The sequence below is a fragment of the Streptomyces sp. NPDC001744 genome (assembly GCF_042892575.1).
GTDB lineage: Bacteria > Actinomycetota > Actinomycetes > Streptomycetales > Streptomycetaceae > Streptomyces.
Genome location: NZ_JBIAUG010000016.1, coordinates 1 through 17,651 on the forward strand (window position 1 = coordinate 1; position 17,651 = coordinate 17,651).

A 17,651-nucleotide genomic window follows, 5' to 3' on the forward strand; every position below is an offset into this window, starting at 1 on the left:
GCGGTGTCTTTCCTTTCGGTCTTTTTGGGGGCCGCGGGGGTGTGCCGGGGCCGGGCCTTCCCGGGCGTTTTGCCCCCCCCCGGGGGGGGGGGGCGGGGGGGGGGGGGGGGGCCCCCGCTCCCCGGGGCCCCGCCGCCCCCGGCGCCCGGCCGTGCGCGGCGGCCTTCAGCCGTCGCGCTCCCCGAACGCCCTCAGCACGCGCTCGGCGGCCAGCGTCGCCGTCAGCCCGCCGTCCCTGACCCGCCGTTCCAGGGCGGGCGCGAGCTCCTGGACCGCCGGGTTCGTGCGCAGCCGGTCGAGGAGTTCCTCGCGGACCATGGTCCAGACCCAGTCGACCTGCTGGTCCTGCCGCTTGGCCGCGAGGCGGCCGGTCGAGTCGAGCAGGGCGCGGTGCTGTTCCAGCCGCCTCCACACCTCGTCGAGACCCGACGACTCCCGGGCGCTGCAACTGAGCACCGGCGGCGTCCAGAACGCGTCGGCGCCGTGCATCAGCCGCAGCGCACCCGCCAGTTCGCGCGCGGCGGCCCGCGCGTCGCGCTCGTGCGGGCCGTCCGCCTTGTTGACGGCGACCACGTCGGCCAGCTCCAGGACGCCCTTCTTGATGCCCTGGAGCTGGTCGCCCGTGCGGGCCAGGGTGAGCAGCAGGAAGGAGTCGACCATGTGGGCGACGGCCGTCTCCGACTGCCCGACGCCCACCGTCTCCACCAGGACCACGTCGTACCCCGCCGCCTCCATGACGACGATCGACTCCCGGGTCGCCTTCGCGACCCCGCCGAGCGTGCCGGCGGTGGGGGAGGGGCGGACGAAGGCCGCCGGATCGACGGCGAGGCGTTCCATTCGCGTCTTGTCACCGAGGATCGAACCGCCCGTACGGCTCGACGACGGGTCCACGGCGAGGACCGCCACCCGGTGGCCGAGCCCGGTCAGCATCGTTCCGAACGCGTCGACGAAGGTCGACTTGCCGACCCCGGGCACCCCGCTGATCCCGATCCGCACCGACCGGCCGCTGTGCGGCAGCAGCTCGGTCAGCAACTCCTGGGCGAGGGCCCGGTGCTGGGGCCGGGTGGACTCGACGAGGGTGATCGCCCGGGCGATCAGCGCGCGCTTCCCGTCGAGCACCCCCTTCACGTACGTGTCGAGTCCGATCACAGGTCGTGCCCGAGGCCGGCGGCGAGGCGCGTCACCAGGTCGTGGGCCGCGTCCGGGACGACGGTGCCGGGCGGGAACACGGCCGCCGCGCCCATCTCCAGGAGCGTCGCCACGTCCTGCGGGGGAATCACCCCGCCGACCACGATCATGATGTCCTCGCGGCCCTCCGCCGCCAGCTCCTCCCGGAGCGCCGGCACGAGCGTGAGGTGACCGGCGGCGAGCGAGGAGACCCCGACGATGTGCACGTCCGCCTCGACGGCCTGGCGGGCCACCTCGGCCGGGGTCTGGAACAGCGGGCCGACGTCCACGTCGAAGCCCAGGTCGGCGAAGGCCGTGGCGATCACCTTCTGGCCGCGGTCGTGGCCGTCCTGGCCCATCTTGGCGACCAGGATGCGCGGACGGCGCCCCTCGGCCTCGCCGAAGGCGTCCACCAGGGCCCGGGTGCGCTCCACGGAGGGGGACCCGCCTGCTTCGTTGCGGTACACACCGGAGATGGTACGGATCTGGCCCGCGTGGCGCCCGTACACCTTCTCCAGGGCGTCCGAGATCTCGCCGACGGTGGCCTTCGCGCGGGCCGCGACCACGGCCAGTTCGAGGAGGTTGCCGTCGCCTCCCGCCGCGCGGGTGAGCGCGTCGAGCGCGTCCCGGCAGGCGGTCTCGTCCCGCTCCTCGCGCAGTTGCCGCAGCTTGGCGATCTGCTGGGCGCGCACCGAGGAGTTGTCGACCTTGAGCACGTCGATGTGCTCGTCGGTCTCCACCCGGTACTTGTTGACGCCGATCACCGGCTGCCGGCCGGAGTCGATCCGGGCCTGGGTGCGGGCCGCGGCCTCCTCCACGCGCAGCTTGGGGATGCCGGCGTCGATGGCCTTCGCCATGCCGCCGGCCGCCTCGACCTCCTGGATGTGCCGCCAGGCGCGGCGCGCGAGGTCGTAGGTCAGCCGCTCCACGTACGCGCTGCCGCCCCACGGGTCGATGGTCCGGCAGGTGCCCGACTCCTGCTGGAGGAGGAGCTGGGTGTTGCGGGCGATGCGCGCCGAGAAGTCGGTCGGCAGGGCGAGGGCCTCGTCGAGCGCGTTGGTGTGCAGCGACTGGGTGTGCCCCTGGGTCGCCGCCATCGCCTCCACACAGGTGCGGGTGACGTTGTTGAACACGTCCTGCGCGGTCAGCGACCAGCCCGAGGTCTGCGAATGGGTGCGCAGCGACAGCGACTTGGCGTTCGCCGGATCGAACTGCCTCACCAGTTTCGCCCAGAGCAGCCGGGCGGCGCGCAGTTTCGCGACCTCCATGAAGAAGTTCATGCCGATCGCCCAGAAGAACGACAGGCGCGGCGCGAACGCGTCCACGTCGAGCCCGGCCTCGCGGCCCGCGCGGATGTACTCGACGCCGTCCGCGAGCGTGTACGCCAGCTCCAGGTCGGCCGTCGCGCCCGCCTCCTGGATGTGGTAGCCCGAGATGGAGATCGAGTTGTAACGCGGCATCCGCCGGGAGGTGTAGGCGAAGATGTCGGAGATGATCCGCATCGAGGGGCCGGGCGGATAGATGTACGTGTTGCGGACCATGAACTCCTTGAGGATGTCGTTCTGGATGGTCCCGGCCAGCTTCTCGGGCGGTACGCCCTGCTCCTCGGCGGCCACGATGTAGAGCGCGAGGACCGGCAGGACGGCGCCGTTCATCGTCATCGACACCGTCATGCGGTCCAGCGGGATGCCGTCGAAGAGCTGCCGCATGTCGTAGATCGAGTCGATGGCGACGCCCGCCATGCCGACGTCGCCGGTGACGCGCGGGTGGTCGCTGTCGTAGCCGCGGTGGGTCGGCAGGTCGAAGGCGACCGACAGGCCCTTCTGCCCGGCCGCCAGGTTGCGCCGGTAGAAGGCGTTCGACTCCTCGGCGGTGGAGAAGCCCGCGTACTGGCGGATCGTCCAGGGCTGGTTGACGTACATCGTCGGGTACGGGCCGCGCAGGTACGGCGCCGTGCCCGGGTAGGTGTCCAGGAAGTCCAGGCCCTCCAGGTCCCGCCCGGTGTAGAGCGGCTTGACGCCGATGCCCTCCGGGGTCTCCCAGAGCGGGTCGTCGCCGGTCGCCTTCCTGACGGCCGCGTGCCACTCGTCGGGGCCGCCGGCGACGGTGGGCGCCCCGAGTTCGATCCCGGAGAAGTCGGGGACGGTCATCGGGACACTCCCATGCGGTCGAGGGCGGTGGAGAGGAGGGCGACGGCGTCGCAGCCCGCGAAGACGTACGAGTCGACACCGGGGTACCGGGCGGGGCGGCCGGCGAGGAGGACGTGCTCCGCCCCCGCCGCGCGCAGCTCGGCCGCGGTCTCCCCGGCCCGCTCCTCGTACAGGGCGTCGCTGGAGCAGAGGCACGCCTCGCGGGCACCGCTCTCCTCGAACGTGCCCTCGGTGACGGGCTCGATGCCGCCGGCCCGGAAGAGGTTGGCGGCGAACGCCAGCCGGGCCGAGTGCGCGGCGGCCGGGCCGAGCGCGGCCAGGTAGACCCGGGGCCGGGCGCCGGTCGCCGCGAGGTGGGCGTCGGAGCGGGCGCGCAGTTCCTCGTACGCCTCGTCGCGCCGGACGCGGGGCAGGCCGCCGGAGGGGGGTTCGGGCGCGGGGACGCGCTCGACCGGTTTCTCCGCGAGGTGCGGGAACTCGCTGACCCCGGTGATCGGTTCGCGGCGGGTGGCGAGCCCGGCGCTGCGGGCGGCCCAGGTCTCCGCGAGGCGCTCGCCGACGAAACCGGAGCGCAGCGCGGCCTCCTGGCCGCCCTCCCGCTCGATCGTCCGGAAGAACTCCCAGGCGGCGTGGGCCAGTTCGTCGGTGAGGCGTTCCACGTACCAGGAGCCGCCGGCCGGGTCGACGACCCGGGCGAGGTGGGACTCCTCGATGAGGACGGTGGAGGTGTTGCGGGCGATGCGGCGGGAGAACGCGTCCGGCAGGCCGAGCGCGTCGTCGAAGGGGAGCACGGTGACGCTGTCCGCGCCGCCGACCCCGGCGGCGAGCGTGGCGATCGTGGTGCGCAGCATGTTCACCCACGGGTCGCGGCGCGTCATCATCACCGGCGAGGTCACCACGTGCTGGCGCTGCGCGCCCGCCTCCGGGGCGCCGGACGCCTCGGCCACCCGGGCCCAGAGCCGGCGCGCCGCGCGGAGCTTGGCGATCGTCAGGAACTGGTCGGCGGTGGCCGCGTAGCGGAACTCGATCTGTCCGAGGGCCTCCGTGACGCTCAGGCCCGCTCCGGTGAGCCCGCGCAGGTAGGCCACGCCCGTCGCGAGCGAGCAGCCCAGCTCCTGCGCGGCCGAGCCACCGGCCCCGTGGTACGGCAGGGCGTCCGCGGTCAGGGCCCGCAGGCCCGGGTACCCGTCGGCGCAGCGGCGCGCGAGACCGGCGACGGACTCCGGGTCGTGGGCGGACCGGCCGGTACGGGCCTCGTGGCCCAGCGGGTCCGCGCCCAGGTTGCCCCGTGCCTCCCCGGGGGCGACGCCCCGCTCCTCGTACAGCCGGAAGAGGCGTTCGGCGGCGGCCGTCGTCTCCTCGCCCGCGTCGAGGACGACGGGCGCGAGGTCCAGGTAGACGCCTTCGAGGGTCTTGTCCAGGGAGTCGACCGGGATGCCGGTGCCGCCGACGCCCAGCCACAGGGAGGTGGCGCCGTTCTCCAGGTCGGCGAGGACGGCCTCGTTGTCGGCCGTGAGGTGGCGCTGGCGCACGTCCCAGCCGCCGACGGTGTTGCCCTCGGCCCGGCCGCCGCGCACGAAGGGCGCGAAGCCGGGGAGGCCGGGGTCGGGAGCGGTGTCGCGCGCGGTGTACAGCGGGCGGGTGGCGAGGCCGTCCTCCAGCAGGGTGGACAGGGAGTCCTCGGCGGCGGGGCCGGAGAGCTCCTTGCCCGATTTGCGCAGGACGCCCGCCACGAGGTTTTGCCACTGCTCGTGTGGCGCTTCTGGGAATTCGGACGCCAGGGGAAGCCCGTCGTCAGGCAGGACCGTCATGTTCGGATGCTAGGGGAGATCGCCGAGGGAGCAGGAGGGCGCGCGACTGTGACCTTCTTCTCTTCACCCGTGCCGACTTAGGTTAGGCTTGCCTAAGTTCCAGGTTCCGGCCTTCCGTCCCCCTTCCGGGAGAACCCGCATGCGTCCCTTCAGCACCCGCGCCACCCGTCCCGCCCCCGCCGAACGCGTGCTCTCGATCCTCGCCGCGGCCCACTCCATGACCGTCGTCACCGACGGCCGCGAGGAGGAGGTGCACCGCCTCGACGGCGCGGGCCCCACGGGCCACATCCATCTGCACGACCCGTCCGAGCGCTGCCCCGCCGGACCGACCGGACGCGTCCCCGTACGCCTCGAACTCACCGACATCGCCCCCACCCCCGTCCGCGAACGCCTCCGGGCCCGCGTCACCCTGACGGGCATCCTCGACGCCCCCTACGAGCCCGGGGCGACCCGGAGCGCCTGCATGGAGCTCGGCCAGGTCCTCCTGGAGGACGCCGACGGGCGCGCGTTCGTCCCGCTCGGCGAACTCCGGGCGGCCGAACCCGACCCGATGGCCGTCCGCGAGGCGGCCGTGCTCACCCACCTGGCCGACGACCACGCCGAACTCGTCCCCCTGCTCCTCCGCCTCGTCCGGCCGCGCCCCGACCGGGACATGGTCCGCGCCCTCCCCGTCGCCCTGGACCGCCACGGCATCACCCTGCGCCTCGAACACCCCGCCTCCCACCAGGACGTCCGGCTGTCCTTCCCCACCCCCGTCACCGACGCCGGCCAGTTCGGCTCCCGCGTCCACGCCCTCCTCTCCGCGGCCCGCCGCTCCTCCCACACCCACCACCTCCTGACCTGAACGGCCCGGCGGCGGACGGACTGCGTACCTTGTCCCCCGAGGCGCCGGTGTCCGCCCGGACGGCGGGGCGCACCGTGAGAACGCGCGCCGACGCGCGCGGGAAGGGGCGCGAGACATGGTCCTCCCCAAGATCCGGGACCCGCGCTTCGTGACGATCCGCCGCGGCGGGACCCTCACCGACGAGGACCACCGGCTCCTCGCCCTGTGGGCCGCCTCGTGCGCCGAGCACGTCCTCCCCCTCTTCGAGTCGGTCCGGCCCGAGGACCCCCGGCCGCGCCGGGCGATCGAGCACGCGCGGGCCTGGACGCGCGGCGAGGTCAGGATGATGGAGACCCGCGCGGCGGGTGGCCACGCGATGGGGGCGGCCAGGGACCTGCGCGGGGCGGCCCGGCACGCCGCGTACGCCGCCGGCCAGGCCGCGGTGGTCGCCCACGTCGCCGCGCACGAACTGGGCGCGGCCGCCTACGCGATCAAGGCGGCCCGCGCGGCGGCGCCGGAGGGCCAGGAGGAGGCCGCCGGGCGGTCCGAGTGCCGGTGGCAGCGCGACCGGCTCCCGGAGGCGATCCGCGCACTCGTGCTCGACGACCAGAGGGTGCGCAACGACATCTGCTGGTCGGTGTTCGACTGCTGAGACCGGCCCGCGCCGGGCGCGCGCACGCGGGGCGGCCGGACCGGACGGCCCGGCCGCCCGGCCCCGGAGACGGGCGGGACCTCCGAGGAGGTGTGACCCGGGTCACGGGAACCCGTCCCGGTGGCCGGACAGATCAGAGACGTGACCAACGACACGCGCGCACGCATCCGGGACGGAGACCCGCCGGCCTTCGCCGAACTCTTCGACGCCTACGCCCGGAGCGTCTACAACCACGCCTTCCGGCTGACCGGTGACTGGTCGGTCGCCGAGGACGTCATGGCGGCGACCTTCCTGGAGGCGTGGCGGCTCCGGCGGAAGGTGGACCCCGAGGGGGGACCGCTCCGGCCCTGGCTCCTCGGCGTCGCCACCAACGTGGCCCGCAACCACTGCCGGGGCAACCGCCGTTACCGGGCGGCCGCCGCCGCGTACGCCACGGCCGTTCCCGAGCCGTCCGTGCCCGACCACGCGCCCGAGGTCGCCGGCCGGCTCGACGACCGGCGCCGCATCGCCGCCACCCTGCGGGCGCTCGGCGCGCTCCGCAGGACCGAACGCGAAGTCCTCATCCTCTGCCTCTGGGAGGGCCTCGCCTACACCGAGGTGGCCCGGGCCCTGCGCGTCCCCGTCGGCACCGTCCGCTCCCGCCTCTCGCGCGCCCGCGCCAAACTCCGCGACGGGGCCGAGGAGGAACTCGCCCGGGAGGCGGAGGAATCCGGGCGCCGGAAACGGGAACCCGCCGCCCGCCCCCGACAGACATCAGGTGACCGCGTCAACGCGGTCCGGCCCGCACAGGAAGGAATCCGATGAACCCCGACGCGAACGCCCCCCGTACGGCGCACCGGAACGGGACCGGGGACCTCCCGGAACCCCTCCTCGCGATCGGGGATCGGGACCTTCCCCCGGGCCGTCACCGGTTCCACAAGGAGCGCCTGATGAACCAGATCCACGACGACCGCCGCGCCGCCGCCCCGCGCGCCCCCTTCCTGCGGAAGGTGATCCTCCTGCCGGCCGCCACCGTGCTCGCCGGAGCCCTCGCCGTCGGCGTCCTCGCCCTCACCCCGGACGACGCCCCGGCCGAGGACCGCGCCGTCGCCCCCGTCCTCACCACCGGTCCCGCCCTCACCACCACCATCGGCACCGTCGACGCCCACGGCGCCCCCCGCCTCCTCGACCGCATCTCGCTCGCCGCCGCCGGGGCGGACGTCCCGCGCGGACGCGCGGGCCAGTACCTCTACATCGAGTCGCGCGCCGCGAACACGCACGTGAAGACCGTCAACAACGTCAGCCGCCTCGTCAGCGTGCCCCTGCACACCCGGCAGTCCTGGCAGTCCCCCGACGGCCGCGAGGGATGGCTGATCGAGCCCGGCACCACGGGCCCCGAGGGCATCACCCTCGGCGGCACCGACGAGCGGGGGAAGGAGCCGACGCCGCACCTCGGCGCGCCCTCGTACGACTATCTGGCCGGCCTGCCCACCGACCCCGACGCGCTCCTGCGGAAGATCTACGAGGAGACCGAGGGCCAGGGCAACGGCAAGGACCAGCAGGCGTTCAGCACCATCGGCGACCTGCTCGGCGAGAGCTGGCCGTCCCCCGAACTCGCGGCGGCGCTCTACCGGGCCGCCGCGAAGATCCCCGGAGTGGTCACGGTCGACAGCGCCACCGACGCGGCCGGCCGCAAGGGCGTCGCCGTCGCACGGCTCGACGAGGTCAACGGGCAGCGCACCGAATGGATCTTCGACAGCAGGACGTTCACCTTCCTCGGGGAGCGCACGGTCCAGGTCGAGGACAGCGGGGACGAGAACGACCCGATCAAGCCCGGCACCGTCATCTACACCCACGCGATCATGGTCCGGGCCTTCGTGGACGGCATCAGGGTCACGCCCTCCGCCGGCGCCTCCTCCTAGGGCGTGTTTCGAAAGTCCCGTCTGCCCGGCGGCGCCCGGCACGCACTCCCCCGTAGCCCTTCGGGCACGGGGGTGCCCCCAGCGGCGTTGTCGGGCTCACCCCGATACATCCAGTATCGGGGCGACCCTCCGCCTTGCGATCGCACGCACCGGACACCGCCGGGCCCGCCCTCCGGGCGGACGACGCCACTTTCGACACACGCCCTAGGGTGGGTGCCGGGCGCCGCCGGGCGGGCGACGCCCCTTTCGACACACGTCCTAACCGGCGCTCCGGCCGCCGATCCAGCCGTTCAGCTCCGCCGGCCGGTTGGTGATGATCCCGTCCACGCCGAGGGAGTCCATCTCCTTCCAGCGGGCGGGAGCGTCGACCGTCCATACGTTCACGGCCACGTTCGCCGCGTGCAGCCGCCCGACCACCTCCGGCCGGGCGGCCAGCGCGACGTGCGAGACGTTGTACGCGGCGAGCCCCAGGTCCGCGGAGACCGCGACCGGATCGGGGTCCAGCGTGTCCCGCAGGAGCCCGAGCGGCAGTTCGGGCGCCAGCTCGCGCGTGTACCGCAGGGAGGGGACGTCGAAGCTCTGGACGAACACCCGGCCGGCCATGTTCTGGGCCCGGACCTCCTCGACGATCCGGGCCACCTCGGCGCGGCTGTGCCGGCCCTTGATCTCCAGGAGCAGGTTGCCGCCCCGCTGCCTGAGGTCCGCCAGCTGGGCCGCCAGGGTCGGCACGTGGACGCCCGTGTAGACGGGGGCGAACCAGGAGCCCGCGTCCAGGGCGTCCAGCTGGGCGGAGGTCAGGGAGCGGATCGCGCCCGTGCCGTCGGTCGTCCGGTCGACGGTCGTGTCGTGCAGGACGTACGGCACGCCGTCCTTGCTCGGCTGGACGTCGTTCTCGATCCACTGGGCCCTGCCCCGCCGGGCCACCTCGTCGGAGACCAGTGTGTTCTCCGGCGCGGCGGAGGAGGCTCCCCGGTGGGCGATCACGGTCGGCGGAGCCCCGGCGGAACGGAGCAGACGGCTCGCCGGAGCCTTGGCGTCCTGTTCCGCCGGGCGGGGCGCGGATCGTGAAGACGGCGCGGCCACGACGAACGCGGTGGCGAGCGCCGCCACGGTGACGGAGCCGGCGACGATGCCGACGGTCCGGCGCCGGCGCGACCGGGACGAGGGCGGGTGGGGGTCTCTCATGACCGACCACTTTAGGGGGAAGTTCCGGGAGGGCCGCGCGCGTGCGACACGACGCGCGGTCCGAGCCCCTTCGCCGGGAGGTCCGGTCTGCGGCATGGTGGGAGGTGTGCCCGGAGCCGTGCCGTCGGGGGACCGCGCCCGGGTGTGTGAAGTGAGGGGGACTCATGGACACGGGTACGGAACGGGGAACGGGCGGCGTCGGCGTGGCCGCGCCGCGGGACGCGGCGGAAGAGGCCCGGGAGCGGCGTGCCGAACGCGGGCGGGGGGTGCTCGAAGGGGCGTTCGCGCTGCTCGACGCGTTGCGGCGGAACGGCGACGAGGCCGGGGTGACCGAACTGGCGCTCGCCTGCGGAGTGCCCAAGGCCAGTGTCCACCGGCTGCTCGACCAACTGGTGTGCGTCGGCGCCGTCGAAAGGACGGGCAACCGTTACCGGGTCGGCCCGCAGCTCTACCGCCTCGGCCAGGCGTGGGAGCCGTACCCCGGCCTCCGCCCCGCCGCCCGGCTGCCCCTCCAGCGGCTCCGGGCCGCCACTGGAGCGAGCGTGGTCCTCGTGGTGCTGCGCGAGGAGATGGCGCTCACGATCGGCTCGGTACCGGGAGACCTGGAACCGCTCCTCCCCGTACGGAACGGCCTCGCGTTCCGTCTCGACACCGCCGCCGGCAAGGCGCTGCGGGGTTCCGGCGGAGGCGGTGCCGTCCTCGACCGGGAGGACGTGATGGAAGGGGTGTGCTGCGCCGCCCTGCCGGTCCGCGCCCCGGACGGACGTGCGGTCGCGGCCCTCGCCGCCCTGGCCCCGGTGGGGTGCCGGCTCGACGCCCTCGCCCACGCCGTCGCCGGGGCCGGGGCGGCCGTCACCCGGGCGCTCGCCGGCGGCGGGCGGCGGAGAACGGTGCCGCCGACCGTCCTCGTGCCCTGAGGAGCACTGCCCTCCCGGCCCCGTTCCGTCCAGCGGAACGCGCGTAGAGCGGGGCCGGGGGAGCAGGGCACAGTGAGTGTCGTGCCGGGGGGAAACGGCACACCGGATCCGCCCGGGAGGGCGGCCCGGACTCCATGTCACACGAGTGACCCGATGTGTGGGGGGAACCACATGCTCAAGAACCGAACCGCCCGACTGGCCGCCACCGCCCTGCTCGGACTCGGCAGCCTCGGCGCCTTCGCCGGCACCGCGCACGCCGAGCCGATCGACTACGTGAAGATCGAGCTCCTCGAACTGCACTGCCAGAAGAACAGCGAGGGCGACCACGACGAGGCGTACCTCAAGATCACCGACGCCAACGGCAACGCCGTCAAGGTCTGGCCGGGCGGCGGCCTCAAGTACCAGACGATGGGCACCGGTTACGTCCGCTCCATGACCGACGGCAACGGCAGCACGGCCCTCATCCTGGGCAAGGAGCAGGCCCGCACCCTGACCCTGTGGGACTACGACACCACCAGCAGCGACGACAAGCTCGGCGCCACCCTGGTCACCGGCTCCGAGGTCGGCGCCGAGACCCAGTGGCGCACCGTCGAGGGCTCCGGCGGCATCTACGTCATCGGCTACCGGGTGATCGACATCTGACCTGCCGTCAAGAAGGCCCGAGGGCCGTGCCGGTGACCCGGCACGGCCCTCCGCGCGTCTCCGCCTCAGCCCGCGTCCGGAGCCGTCAGCTCGCCCGACCGCGCCACCCGCGCGTACCAGCGGGCGCTCGACTTCGGGGTCCGCTCCAGGGTGTCGTAGTCCACCCGGACCGCGCCGAACCGCTTCGCGTAGCCGTACGCCCACTCGAAGTTGTCGAGCAGCGACCAGAGGAAGTAGCCGCGCACGTCCACCCCGTCCGTGAGCGCCCGGTGCACCGCCTCCAGGTGCGCGTGCACATAGGCGGCGCGCTCCGGGTCGTGCACCGAACCGTCCGGGCCGACCACGTCCTCGTACGCCGCGCCGTTCTCGCTGATCACCAGCGGAAGACCCGGGTACGCGGCCGACACCCGCCCCAGCAGGTCGTACAGGGCGCCCGCGTCGACCGGCCAGCCCATCGCCGTCCGCTCGCCCGGCGCCCGGTGGAAGGCGACCCGGTCCGCGCCCGGCCACGGCGAGTGCGCGCTGTCGCCGTGACCGTCGTCCTGCGGCTTCTCGGCCCCCTCCGCGACGTGCGACACCAGCGTCGGCGCGTAGTAGTTGATCGCCAGCAGGTCCAGCGGCTGCCTCGCCGTCACCGTGTCCCCCTCCCGTACGAAGGACCAGTCGGTGAGGCGCGCGGTGTCGGCGAGCAGGTCCTCCGGGTAGGCGCCCTCCAGCATCGGCCCCAGCCAGATCCGGTTGCCGACGGCGTCGATGCGGCGGACCGCGTCCCGGTCCTCGGGGGAGGGGGTCAGCGGCCGCACCTCGTGCAGGTTGAGGGAGACGGAGAGCTGCCGCCGGTCCGCCGGCAGGGCGGCCCGCAGCGCCTGGACCGCGAGCCCGTGCCCGAGGTTGAGGTGGTGGGCGGCGCGCAGGGCGTCCACCGGGTCGGTCCGGCCGGGGGCGTGCACCCCGGAGCCGTACCCCAGGAAGGCGCTGCACCACGGTTCGTTGAGCGTGGTCCACCGGGAGACCCGGTCGCCGACGGCGTCCGCGACGATCCCCGCGTACTCGGCGAACCGCTCCGCGGTCGCCCGCTCCGGCCAGCCGCCCGCGTCCTCCAGCTCCTGCGGCAGGTCCCAGTGGTACAGCGTCAGGGCCGGTTCGATCCCGGCGGCCAGCAGTTCGTCCACGAGCGCCCGGTAGAAGTCCAGGCCCTTCTGGACGGCGGGACCCCGCCCGGTGGGCTGCACCCGGGACCAGGAGACGGAGAACCGGTAGGCGTTCAGCCCGAGTTCGGCCATGAGACCGACGTCCTCGCGGAACCGGTGGTAGTGGTCCACGGCGACGTCGCCGGTGTGGCCCCCGAAGACCTTGCCGGGGGTGTGCGAGAAGGTGTCCCAGATGGACGGGGTGCGGCCGTCCTCCGCCGCCGCTCCCTCGATCTGGTACGCGGCGGTGGCCGCTCCCCAGAGGAAGCCGGGCGGGAACGAGCGGGTGGCGGCGAGCGGCCGGGTTTCGGACGCGGTCATAGGAGGGCGCTCCCAACGCGGTTGCGGGATCGGTACGTTGACTTGGGGAGGAGGGGGGGCCGGTCAGCTCTTGACGGCGCCGGCCGTGATGCCGCCCACGATGTGCTTGCCGAGGAAGGCGAAGACGAGCAGCAGCGGCACGGTGGAGATCAGGGCGCCGGTCAGCACGACGGCGTGGTCCACGCTGTGGTTGCCCGCGCCGAGCCCGGCGAGCGCCACCTGGAGGGTGGGGTTGCCGTCCGGGGTGAGCGCGATGAACGGCCAGAAGAAGTCGTTCCACGACTGGACGAAGACCAGCATGCCGAGCACCGCCATCGCGGGCCGGGCCACCGGGAAGACCACGTGCCAGATCACCCGGAGACTGTGCGCGCCGTCCATCCGGGCCGCCTCCACCAGCTCCACGGGCAGCGCCTCCACGAGGAACTGGCGCATGAAGAACACGCCGAAGGCGGCGACGAGCGAGGGCAGGACCACCGACTGGAGCTGGTCGACCCAGCCCAGGTCCGTGACGATCCGGTAGAGCGGGATGACGCTGAGCTGCGGTGGGATCGTCATGGTGGCGACCACCAGCGAGAGCAGCATCGTGCGGCCCCGGAAGGGCAGTTTGGCGAAGGCGAAGCCGGCGAGCGTGGAGAAGAGGACGGTGGACACGGCCACCAGACTCGCCACGATCGTCGTGTTGACCAGGGCCTCGCCCATGTCGACCTGGTTCCAGGCGAAGGTGAGGTTGTCGAACAGGCGGGGGCCGGGCAGCAGCGGCGCCGGGGCCTCCACGACCCGCTCGCCGGTGTGCGAGGCGGCGACCACGTTCCAGTACAGCGGGAAGAGGGAGACCGCCGCGGCCAGGGCGAGCAGGACGTACGTCAGCGGTCCGGCGTGGTGCTGCCGGCCGGCCGTCTGGCGGAAACGCCGGCCGGGTACGGACTTCCGGGCCTCCGGGGGCGCCGGACGCTTCGGACGGGGTGTGTCGGGTGTGCGGGTCATGAGGTCAGCCCCCCGGCTTCTCGCGGTGGTGGCGGGAGACGAGCGCCTGGACGCCGCCGACGATCAGCAGGAGCAGCAGCATCACCCAGGCGATGGCCGACGCCTGGCCCAGCGCGCCGGTGATCCAGCCCTTCTCGTACATCAGCAGGCTCAGCGTCTGGAACTGGTTGCCGCTGCCGCCGCTGATGCCGACGCTGCCGCCGTAGAGCATCGGCTCGCCGAAGAGCTGGGTGGCGCCGATGGTGGAGACCACGATGGTGAAGAGGATCGTGGGCCGGATGGAGGGGATCGTGACGCTGAGGAACTGGCGCCAGCGCGAGGCCCCGTCCAGGGAGGCCGCCTCGTACAGGTCCTGGGGCACCGCCTGCATGGCGGCCAGGTAGATCAGCGCGTTGTAGCCGGTCCAGCGCCAGGTCACGATCGTCGAGATCGCGATCTGGGCCGGCCACTTGGACGCCTCCCAGTCGACCGGGCCGATGCCGGTCCACTCCAGGACGCTGTTGATCATCCCGTAGTCGGTGTTGAACAGCTGGGCGAAGACCAGGGTCGCCGCCGCGATCGAGGTGGCGTACGGGGCGAGGATCGCGACCCGGAAGAAGCCGCGGCCGCGGAGCTTGTAGTTGAGCAGGTGCGCCAGGCCCAGGGCCATGAGCAGCTGCGGAACGGTCGAGACGACCCCGAGGGTGAAGGTGTTGAGGAGCGCGTTCCAGAAGAACTCGCTGGTCGCGAGGTCGGTGTAGTTCTCGAACCCCTTCCACTCCGCCTCGCCGCCGAGCTCCACCCGGTGCAGGGAGAGCCAGCCGGTGTAGATCAGCGGGAAGAGGCCGAAGGCGGCGAAGGTGAGGAAGAAGGGGGCGACGAAGACGTACGGGACCGCCTTGAGGTCCCAGCGGTAGAGGGTGCTGCGCCAGGTGCCCGGCGCGGGGCGGCGGCCGTGCGGGCCGGGGGAGACGGGCGGTGCGGCGGGCGGCGGGGAGCCGTCGGACCGCGTCCGGACGGAGGTGGCCACGGGGGCGTCCTTCCAGGTCGATGCGTGCGCTGGTGCGGACGGTGCCGGCCCGCCGCCCGGCGGGCGGCGACGGACCGGCGGGCGTCCCCCGTTACCGGGCGATCTTGTCGTCGATCAGCTTCTTGACGTTCTCCCACGCCTTGGCCGGGTCGGTGCCGCGCTGCTCGATGTCGAGGATGCCGTTGTCGGTGAGGAAGGTCTTCACCTGGCCGTCGTAGCGGCTGATCGTGGCGGGGGTGATCCTGGTCGCCGCGCTGGAGAAGATCTTGCCGACCGGGGTGTCGCCGAAGTAGGGCAGCTTCGCCTCCTGGACGGTGACCGAGGTGAGCGTGTCCTTGGAGGAGGGGATGTTGCCGTTGACCGCGAACACCTTGGCGTGCTGCTCCGGGGCGGTCAGCCAGGCGGCCAGCTCGGCCGCCTCCTTGACGTGCTTCCCGGACTTCGGCACCGCGAGGAAGGCGCCGCCCCAGTTGCCGGCCACCGGCGGCGCGGCGATGTCCCACTTGCCCTGGTTGGCGGGTCCGGCCTGGTCCTTGATGATGCCGGTCATCCAGCTCGGGCAGGCGACCGTGGCGAACTTCGAGTTCTTGAAGGCCGCGTTCCAGGTGCCCTTCTCGTCGAACTGGCGCAGCTTGGCGGTGAGACCGCCCCGCGCCGCCGCGACGGCGGTGTCCCACGCCTTCCTCACCCCGGGGCTCTTCTCCCAGTCGAGCTTGCCGTCCGCGTCGGCGTACTGCACCGGGTCGCTGGAGACGACCGCGTTGAAGAGGCCGCTCGCCGAGTCGTGGAAGGCGGTCCCGGCGGGCGCGTTCTTCTGGTAGGTCTTCCCGACCTCCAGGAACTTGGCCCAGTCGCCGGCCCACAGCCTGCCGACGGCCTCGCGGTCGGTGGGGAGTTCGGCCTTGGCGAAGAGGTCCTTGTTGTAACAGACGGCCATGGGGCCGATGTCGGTGCCGAGCCCGATCACCTTGCCGTCGGCGGTGGTCGCCTGCTTGACCTTCCAGTCGAGGAAGGCGCCGAGGTTCGCACCGCCCTCCTTGCCCAGGTCCACCCACTTGCCCGCCATGGTGGGGCCGGTCGCCTCGGCGATGAAGCCGACCTCGACCGCCTGGACGTCCGCGAGACCGCTGTTGCGGGAGAGGCGCAGCTTCAGCGTGTCCCAGTACTTCTGCCCGTCGGCGACGTTCGACTCCTCGATCCTGATGCCGGGGTGGGTCTTCTCGTACTCGGCGTAGAGCTTGGCGCCGGTCTTGTCGTCGTAACCGAACGAACCGAAGGTCCCGACCCGCAGCGTGATCGTGCCGTCGCCCTTGCCGTCGTCGTCGCCGCTGCCGCAACCGGTGAGCAGGGCCGCGCCGGTCGCGGCGGCGACGACCGCCGCGACCGCCGTACGCCGTCCGCGTCTGCTGCTGGAAGTGCCCATTCCACTCTCCTCGTCCAAGGTGGTGCTCGTTGTGCGCCAGGGGGTCCGGACGGCTGATCGCGGCTCGCCGGCGGCCTGTCGGGACCCGTCGCGGGGCTGTGCGACTCCTGAGTGGGAGCGCTCCCACTTCGTTGTCGGAAGGTTGCTGCTTGGCGGGTGCGAGTGTCAAGACGTGAACGCGGATTCGTTACCGGAAGGTTTTCGGGGGGTTTCGCGCCCGCCGGACCGGTCCGGTCGCGTCAACTCCTGAACGCGGACCCGGGTGCGGGCCGGGGTGGGACGGGGCCGGATGGTCTATTGTGGGAGCGCTCCCATCACGCTGGGGGCCGACCGAGCGGCACGTCGACCCACGAGGGGAGTCCCGGACGTCGTGAGCGGACGACAGAGCGGCCGGCCCACCCTGGAGCAGGTCGCGGTCAGGGCCGGGGTGGGCCGGGGCACGGTCTCCCGGGTCATCAACGGCTCCCCCCGGGTGAGCGAGCGGACCAGGACGGCCGTCGCCCGCGCCGTCGCCGAACTCGGCTACGTCCCCAATCAGGCCGCCCGCGCCCTCGCGGGCAGCCGCACCGACGCCGTGGCGCTCGTCATCCCCGAGGCCGAGGCGCGGATCTTCGCGGAGCCGTACTTCCTCGACCTCATTCGGGGCGTCAGCGCCGAACTGGCCGAGGCGGACAAACAGTTGCTGCTCACTCTGGTCCGCAGCGAGCGGGAGCGGCAGCGGTTCGCGCAGTACCTCGCCACCCAGCGCGTCGACGGGGTGCTGCTCGCCTCCGTCCACGGCGACGACCCGCTGCCCGACCGGATCGGGGAACTCGGCCTCCCGGTCGTCATGAACGGCCGCCGCGGGGAGGCCGAGCCCGTGCCGTACGTGGACTCCGACAACATCGGGGCGGGCCGGGCGGCCGTCGCCCACCTCGTGGGGCGGGGCCGGAACCGGATCGCGACCGTCACCGGGCCCCTCGACATGTACGTGGCGCGTGCCCGGCTCGGCGGCTACCGGGCCGGCCTCGCGGAGGCGGGCCTCGCGCCCGACGAGGAACTGGTCGCGCCGGCCGACTTCACCGAGGAGGGCGGCCGCCGGGCCGTGCGGCTGCTGCTCGACCGCCGACCGGACCTGGACGCGGTCTTCGCCGCGTCCGACGTGATGGCGGCCGGGGCGCGCGGGGCGCTGCGGGAGGCGGGCCGCCGCGTGCCCGGGGACGTCGCCCTCGTGGGGGTCGACGACTCACCGCTGGCACGGCTCATGGACCCGCCGCTGACCAGCGTGCGACAGCCGATCGAGGAGATGGGCCGGACGATGGCGCGGATGCTGCTCCGGGAGATCGCGGAAGGACCGGAGGAACCGGAACGGCCCCGCCGGCACGTGCTGCCGACGGAGCTGGTCGTGCGCGAGTCCGGTTGAGGGGGCCGTACGGGAGTCCGGTCGAGGGGCCGTACGGGAGTCCGGTCGAGAGGCCGTACGGGACCGGCGCCGCC

Annotated in this window: 15 protein-coding genes; 7 read left to right on the forward strand and 8 right to left on the reverse strand. The window is 73.5% G+C overall.

What is annotated here, in order from left to right; genetic code table 11:
* Positions 1 to 165: 165 nt before the first annotated feature.
* Genes meaB through ACFYZY_RS19645 form a run of 3 tightly spaced genes read right to left on the reverse strand, consistent with a single transcriptional unit; the run spans position 166 to position 5,128 of the window.
* Positions 166 to 1,149 carry a methylmalonyl Co-A mutase-associated GTPase MeaB gene (gene meaB, locus ACFYZY_RS19635; RefSeq protein ID WP_388695575.1) on the reverse strand — a complete coding sequence of 328 codons (984 nt, stop codon included), beginning with the start codon at positions 1,147 to 1,149 and terminating at the stop codon, positions 166 to 168.
* Positions 1,146 to 3,317 (reverse strand): methylmalonyl-CoA mutase, encoded by a 2,172-nt coding sequence (gene scpA, locus ACFYZY_RS19640; protein ID WP_388695578.1) that lies wholly within the window; start codon positions 3,315 to 3,317, stop codon positions 1,146 to 1,148. The genes meaB and scpA overlap by 4 nt, the downstream gene beginning before the upstream one ends.
* A complete protein-coding gene (locus tag ACFYZY_RS19645; RefSeq protein ID WP_388695580.1) occupies positions 3,314 to 5,128 on the reverse strand; it encodes a methylmalonyl-CoA mutase family protein in 1,815 nt (604 codons plus the stop codon). The genes scpA and ACFYZY_RS19645 overlap by 4 nt, the downstream gene beginning before the upstream one ends.
* A gap of 139 nt (positions 5,129 to 5,267) precedes the next feature.
* On the opposite strand from ACFYZY_RS19645, the gene ACFYZY_RS19650 reads away from it, so the two are divergent.
* From ACFYZY_RS19650 to ACFYZY_RS19665, 4 genes are all read left to right on the forward strand, one after another.
* Positions 5,268 to 5,972 carry a DUF2470 domain-containing protein gene (locus ACFYZY_RS19650; RefSeq protein WP_388695582.1) on the forward strand — a complete coding sequence of 235 codons (705 nt, stop codon included), beginning with the start codon at positions 5,268 to 5,270 and terminating at the stop codon, positions 5,970 to 5,972.
* A gap of 115 nt (positions 5,973 to 6,087) precedes the next feature.
* The gene (locus ACFYZY_RS19655; RefSeq protein WP_388695585.1) at positions 6,088 to 6,603 is read left to right on the forward strand and encodes a putative immunity protein; all 516 of its coding nucleotides are present in this window, start codon (positions 6,088 to 6,090) and stop codon (positions 6,601 to 6,603) included.
* A gap of 141 nt (positions 6,604 to 6,744) precedes the next feature.
* Positions 6,745 to 7,407 carry an RNA polymerase sigma factor gene (locus ACFYZY_RS19660; protein ID WP_388695588.1) on the forward strand — a complete coding sequence of 221 codons (663 nt, stop codon included), beginning with the start codon at positions 6,745 to 6,747 and terminating at the stop codon, positions 7,405 to 7,407.
* Entirely contained in the window at positions 7,404 to 8,504 is a 1,101-nt protein-coding gene (locus tag ACFYZY_RS19665; protein WP_388695591.1) for a CU044_5270 family protein, read from the forward strand. The genes ACFYZY_RS19660 and ACFYZY_RS19665 overlap by 4 nt, the downstream gene beginning before the upstream one ends.
* A gap of 258 nt (positions 8,505 to 8,762) precedes the next feature.
* On the opposite strand, the gene ACFYZY_RS19670 is transcribed toward ACFYZY_RS19665, so the two are convergent.
* Positions 8,763 to 9,689 (reverse strand): glycerophosphodiester phosphodiesterase, encoded by a 927-nt coding sequence (locus tag ACFYZY_RS19670; protein WP_388695594.1) that lies wholly within the window; start codon positions 9,687 to 9,689, stop codon positions 8,763 to 8,765.
* A gap of 164 nt (positions 9,690 to 9,853) precedes the next feature.
* On the opposite strand from ACFYZY_RS19670, the gene ACFYZY_RS19675 reads away from it, so the two are divergent.
* Both ACFYZY_RS19675 and ACFYZY_RS19680 read left to right on the forward strand, forming a co-directional pair.
* The gene (locus ACFYZY_RS19675; RefSeq protein ID WP_388695597.1) at positions 9,854 to 10,606 is read left to right on the forward strand and encodes a helix-turn-helix domain-containing protein; all 753 of its coding nucleotides are present in this window, start codon (positions 9,854 to 9,856) and stop codon (positions 10,604 to 10,606) included.
* Positions 10,607 to 10,777: 171 nt separating this feature from the next.
* Positions 10,778 to 11,248: a hypothetical protein gene (locus ACFYZY_RS19680; RefSeq protein ID WP_388695598.1), complete on the forward strand. Its 471-nt coding sequence runs from the start codon at positions 10,778 to 10,780 to the stop codon at positions 11,246 to 11,248.
* A gap of 65 nt (positions 11,249 to 11,313) precedes the next feature.
* On the opposite strand, the gene ACFYZY_RS19685 is transcribed toward ACFYZY_RS19680, so the two are convergent.
* The 4 genes from ACFYZY_RS19685 to ACFYZY_RS19700 form a co-directional block, all read right to left on the reverse strand.
* Positions 11,314 to 12,759, reverse strand: coding sequence for a GH1 family beta-glucosidase (locus tag ACFYZY_RS19685; protein ID WP_388695601.1), 1,446 nt, complete (start codon positions 12,757 to 12,759; stop codon positions 11,314 to 11,316).
* Between the two features lie 63 nt (positions 12,760 to 12,822).
* Entirely contained in the window at positions 12,823 to 13,743 is a 921-nt protein-coding gene (locus tag ACFYZY_RS19690; RefSeq protein WP_388695604.1) for a carbohydrate ABC transporter permease, read from the reverse strand.
* A 4-nt stretch (positions 13,744 to 13,747) separates the two neighbouring features.
* Positions 13,748 to 14,752, reverse strand: coding sequence for a carbohydrate ABC transporter permease (locus tag ACFYZY_RS19695; protein ID WP_388695606.1), 1,005 nt, complete (start codon positions 14,750 to 14,752; stop codon positions 13,748 to 13,750).
* 91 nt (positions 14,753 to 14,843) lie between these two features.
* On the reverse strand, positions 14,844 to 16,175 hold the full coding sequence (locus ACFYZY_RS19700; RefSeq protein ID WP_388695608.1) for an ABC transporter substrate-binding protein: 1,332 nt from the start codon (positions 16,173 to 16,175) through the stop codon (positions 14,844 to 14,846).
* A 370-nt stretch (positions 16,176 to 16,545) separates the two neighbouring features.
* Between ACFYZY_RS19700 and ACFYZY_RS19705 the strand changes: the two genes are divergently transcribed.
* Positions 16,546 to 17,577: a LacI family DNA-binding transcriptional regulator gene (locus ACFYZY_RS19705; protein WP_388695610.1), complete on the forward strand. Its 1,032-nt coding sequence runs from the start codon at positions 16,546 to 16,548 to the stop codon at positions 17,575 to 17,577.
* Positions 17,578 to 17,651 lie beyond the last annotated feature (74 nt).

Excerpts from the sequence above, each read along its gene's own strand:
- scpA (WP_388695578.1), bottom strand. The coding sequence starts at position 3,317 with ATGACCGTCCCCGACTTCTCCGGGATCGAACTCGGGGCGCCCACCGTC.
- ACFYZY_RS19645 (WP_388695580.1), bottom strand. The coding sequence starts at position 5,128 with ATGACGGTCCTGCCTGACGACGGGCTTCCCCTGGCGTCCGAATTCCCA.
- ACFYZY_RS19650 (WP_388695582.1), top strand. The coding sequence starts at position 5,268 with ATGCGTCCCTTCAGCACCCGCGCCACCCGTCCCGCCCCCGCCGAACGC.
- ACFYZY_RS19655 (WP_388695585.1), top strand. The coding sequence starts at position 6,088 with ATGGTCCTCCCCAAGATCCGGGACCCGCGCTTCGTGACGATCCGCCGC.
- ACFYZY_RS19665 (WP_388695591.1), top strand. The coding sequence starts at position 7,404 with ATGAACCCCGACGCGAACGCCCCCCGTACGGCGCACCGGAACGGGACC.
- ACFYZY_RS19670 (WP_388695594.1), bottom strand. The coding sequence starts at position 9,689 with ATGAGAGACCCCCACCCGCCCTCGTCCCGGTCGCGCCGGCGCCGGACC.
- ACFYZY_RS19675 (WP_388695597.1), top strand. The coding sequence starts at position 9,854 with ATGGACACGGGTACGGAACGGGGAACGGGCGGCGTCGGCGTGGCCGCG.
- ACFYZY_RS19680 (WP_388695598.1), top strand. The coding sequence starts at position 10,778 with ATGCTCAAGAACCGAACCGCCCGACTGGCCGCCACCGCCCTGCTCGGA.
- ACFYZY_RS19685 (WP_388695601.1), bottom strand. The coding sequence starts at position 12,759 with ATGACCGCGTCCGAAACCCGGCCGCTCGCCGCCACCCGCTCGTTCCCG.
- ACFYZY_RS19690 (WP_388695604.1), bottom strand. The coding sequence starts at position 13,743 with ATGACCCGCACACCCGACACACCCCGTCCGAAGCGTCCGGCGCCCCCG.
- ACFYZY_RS19700 (WP_388695608.1), bottom strand. The coding sequence starts at position 16,175 with ATGGGCACTTCCAGCAGCAGACGCGGACGGCGTACGGCGGTCGCGGCG.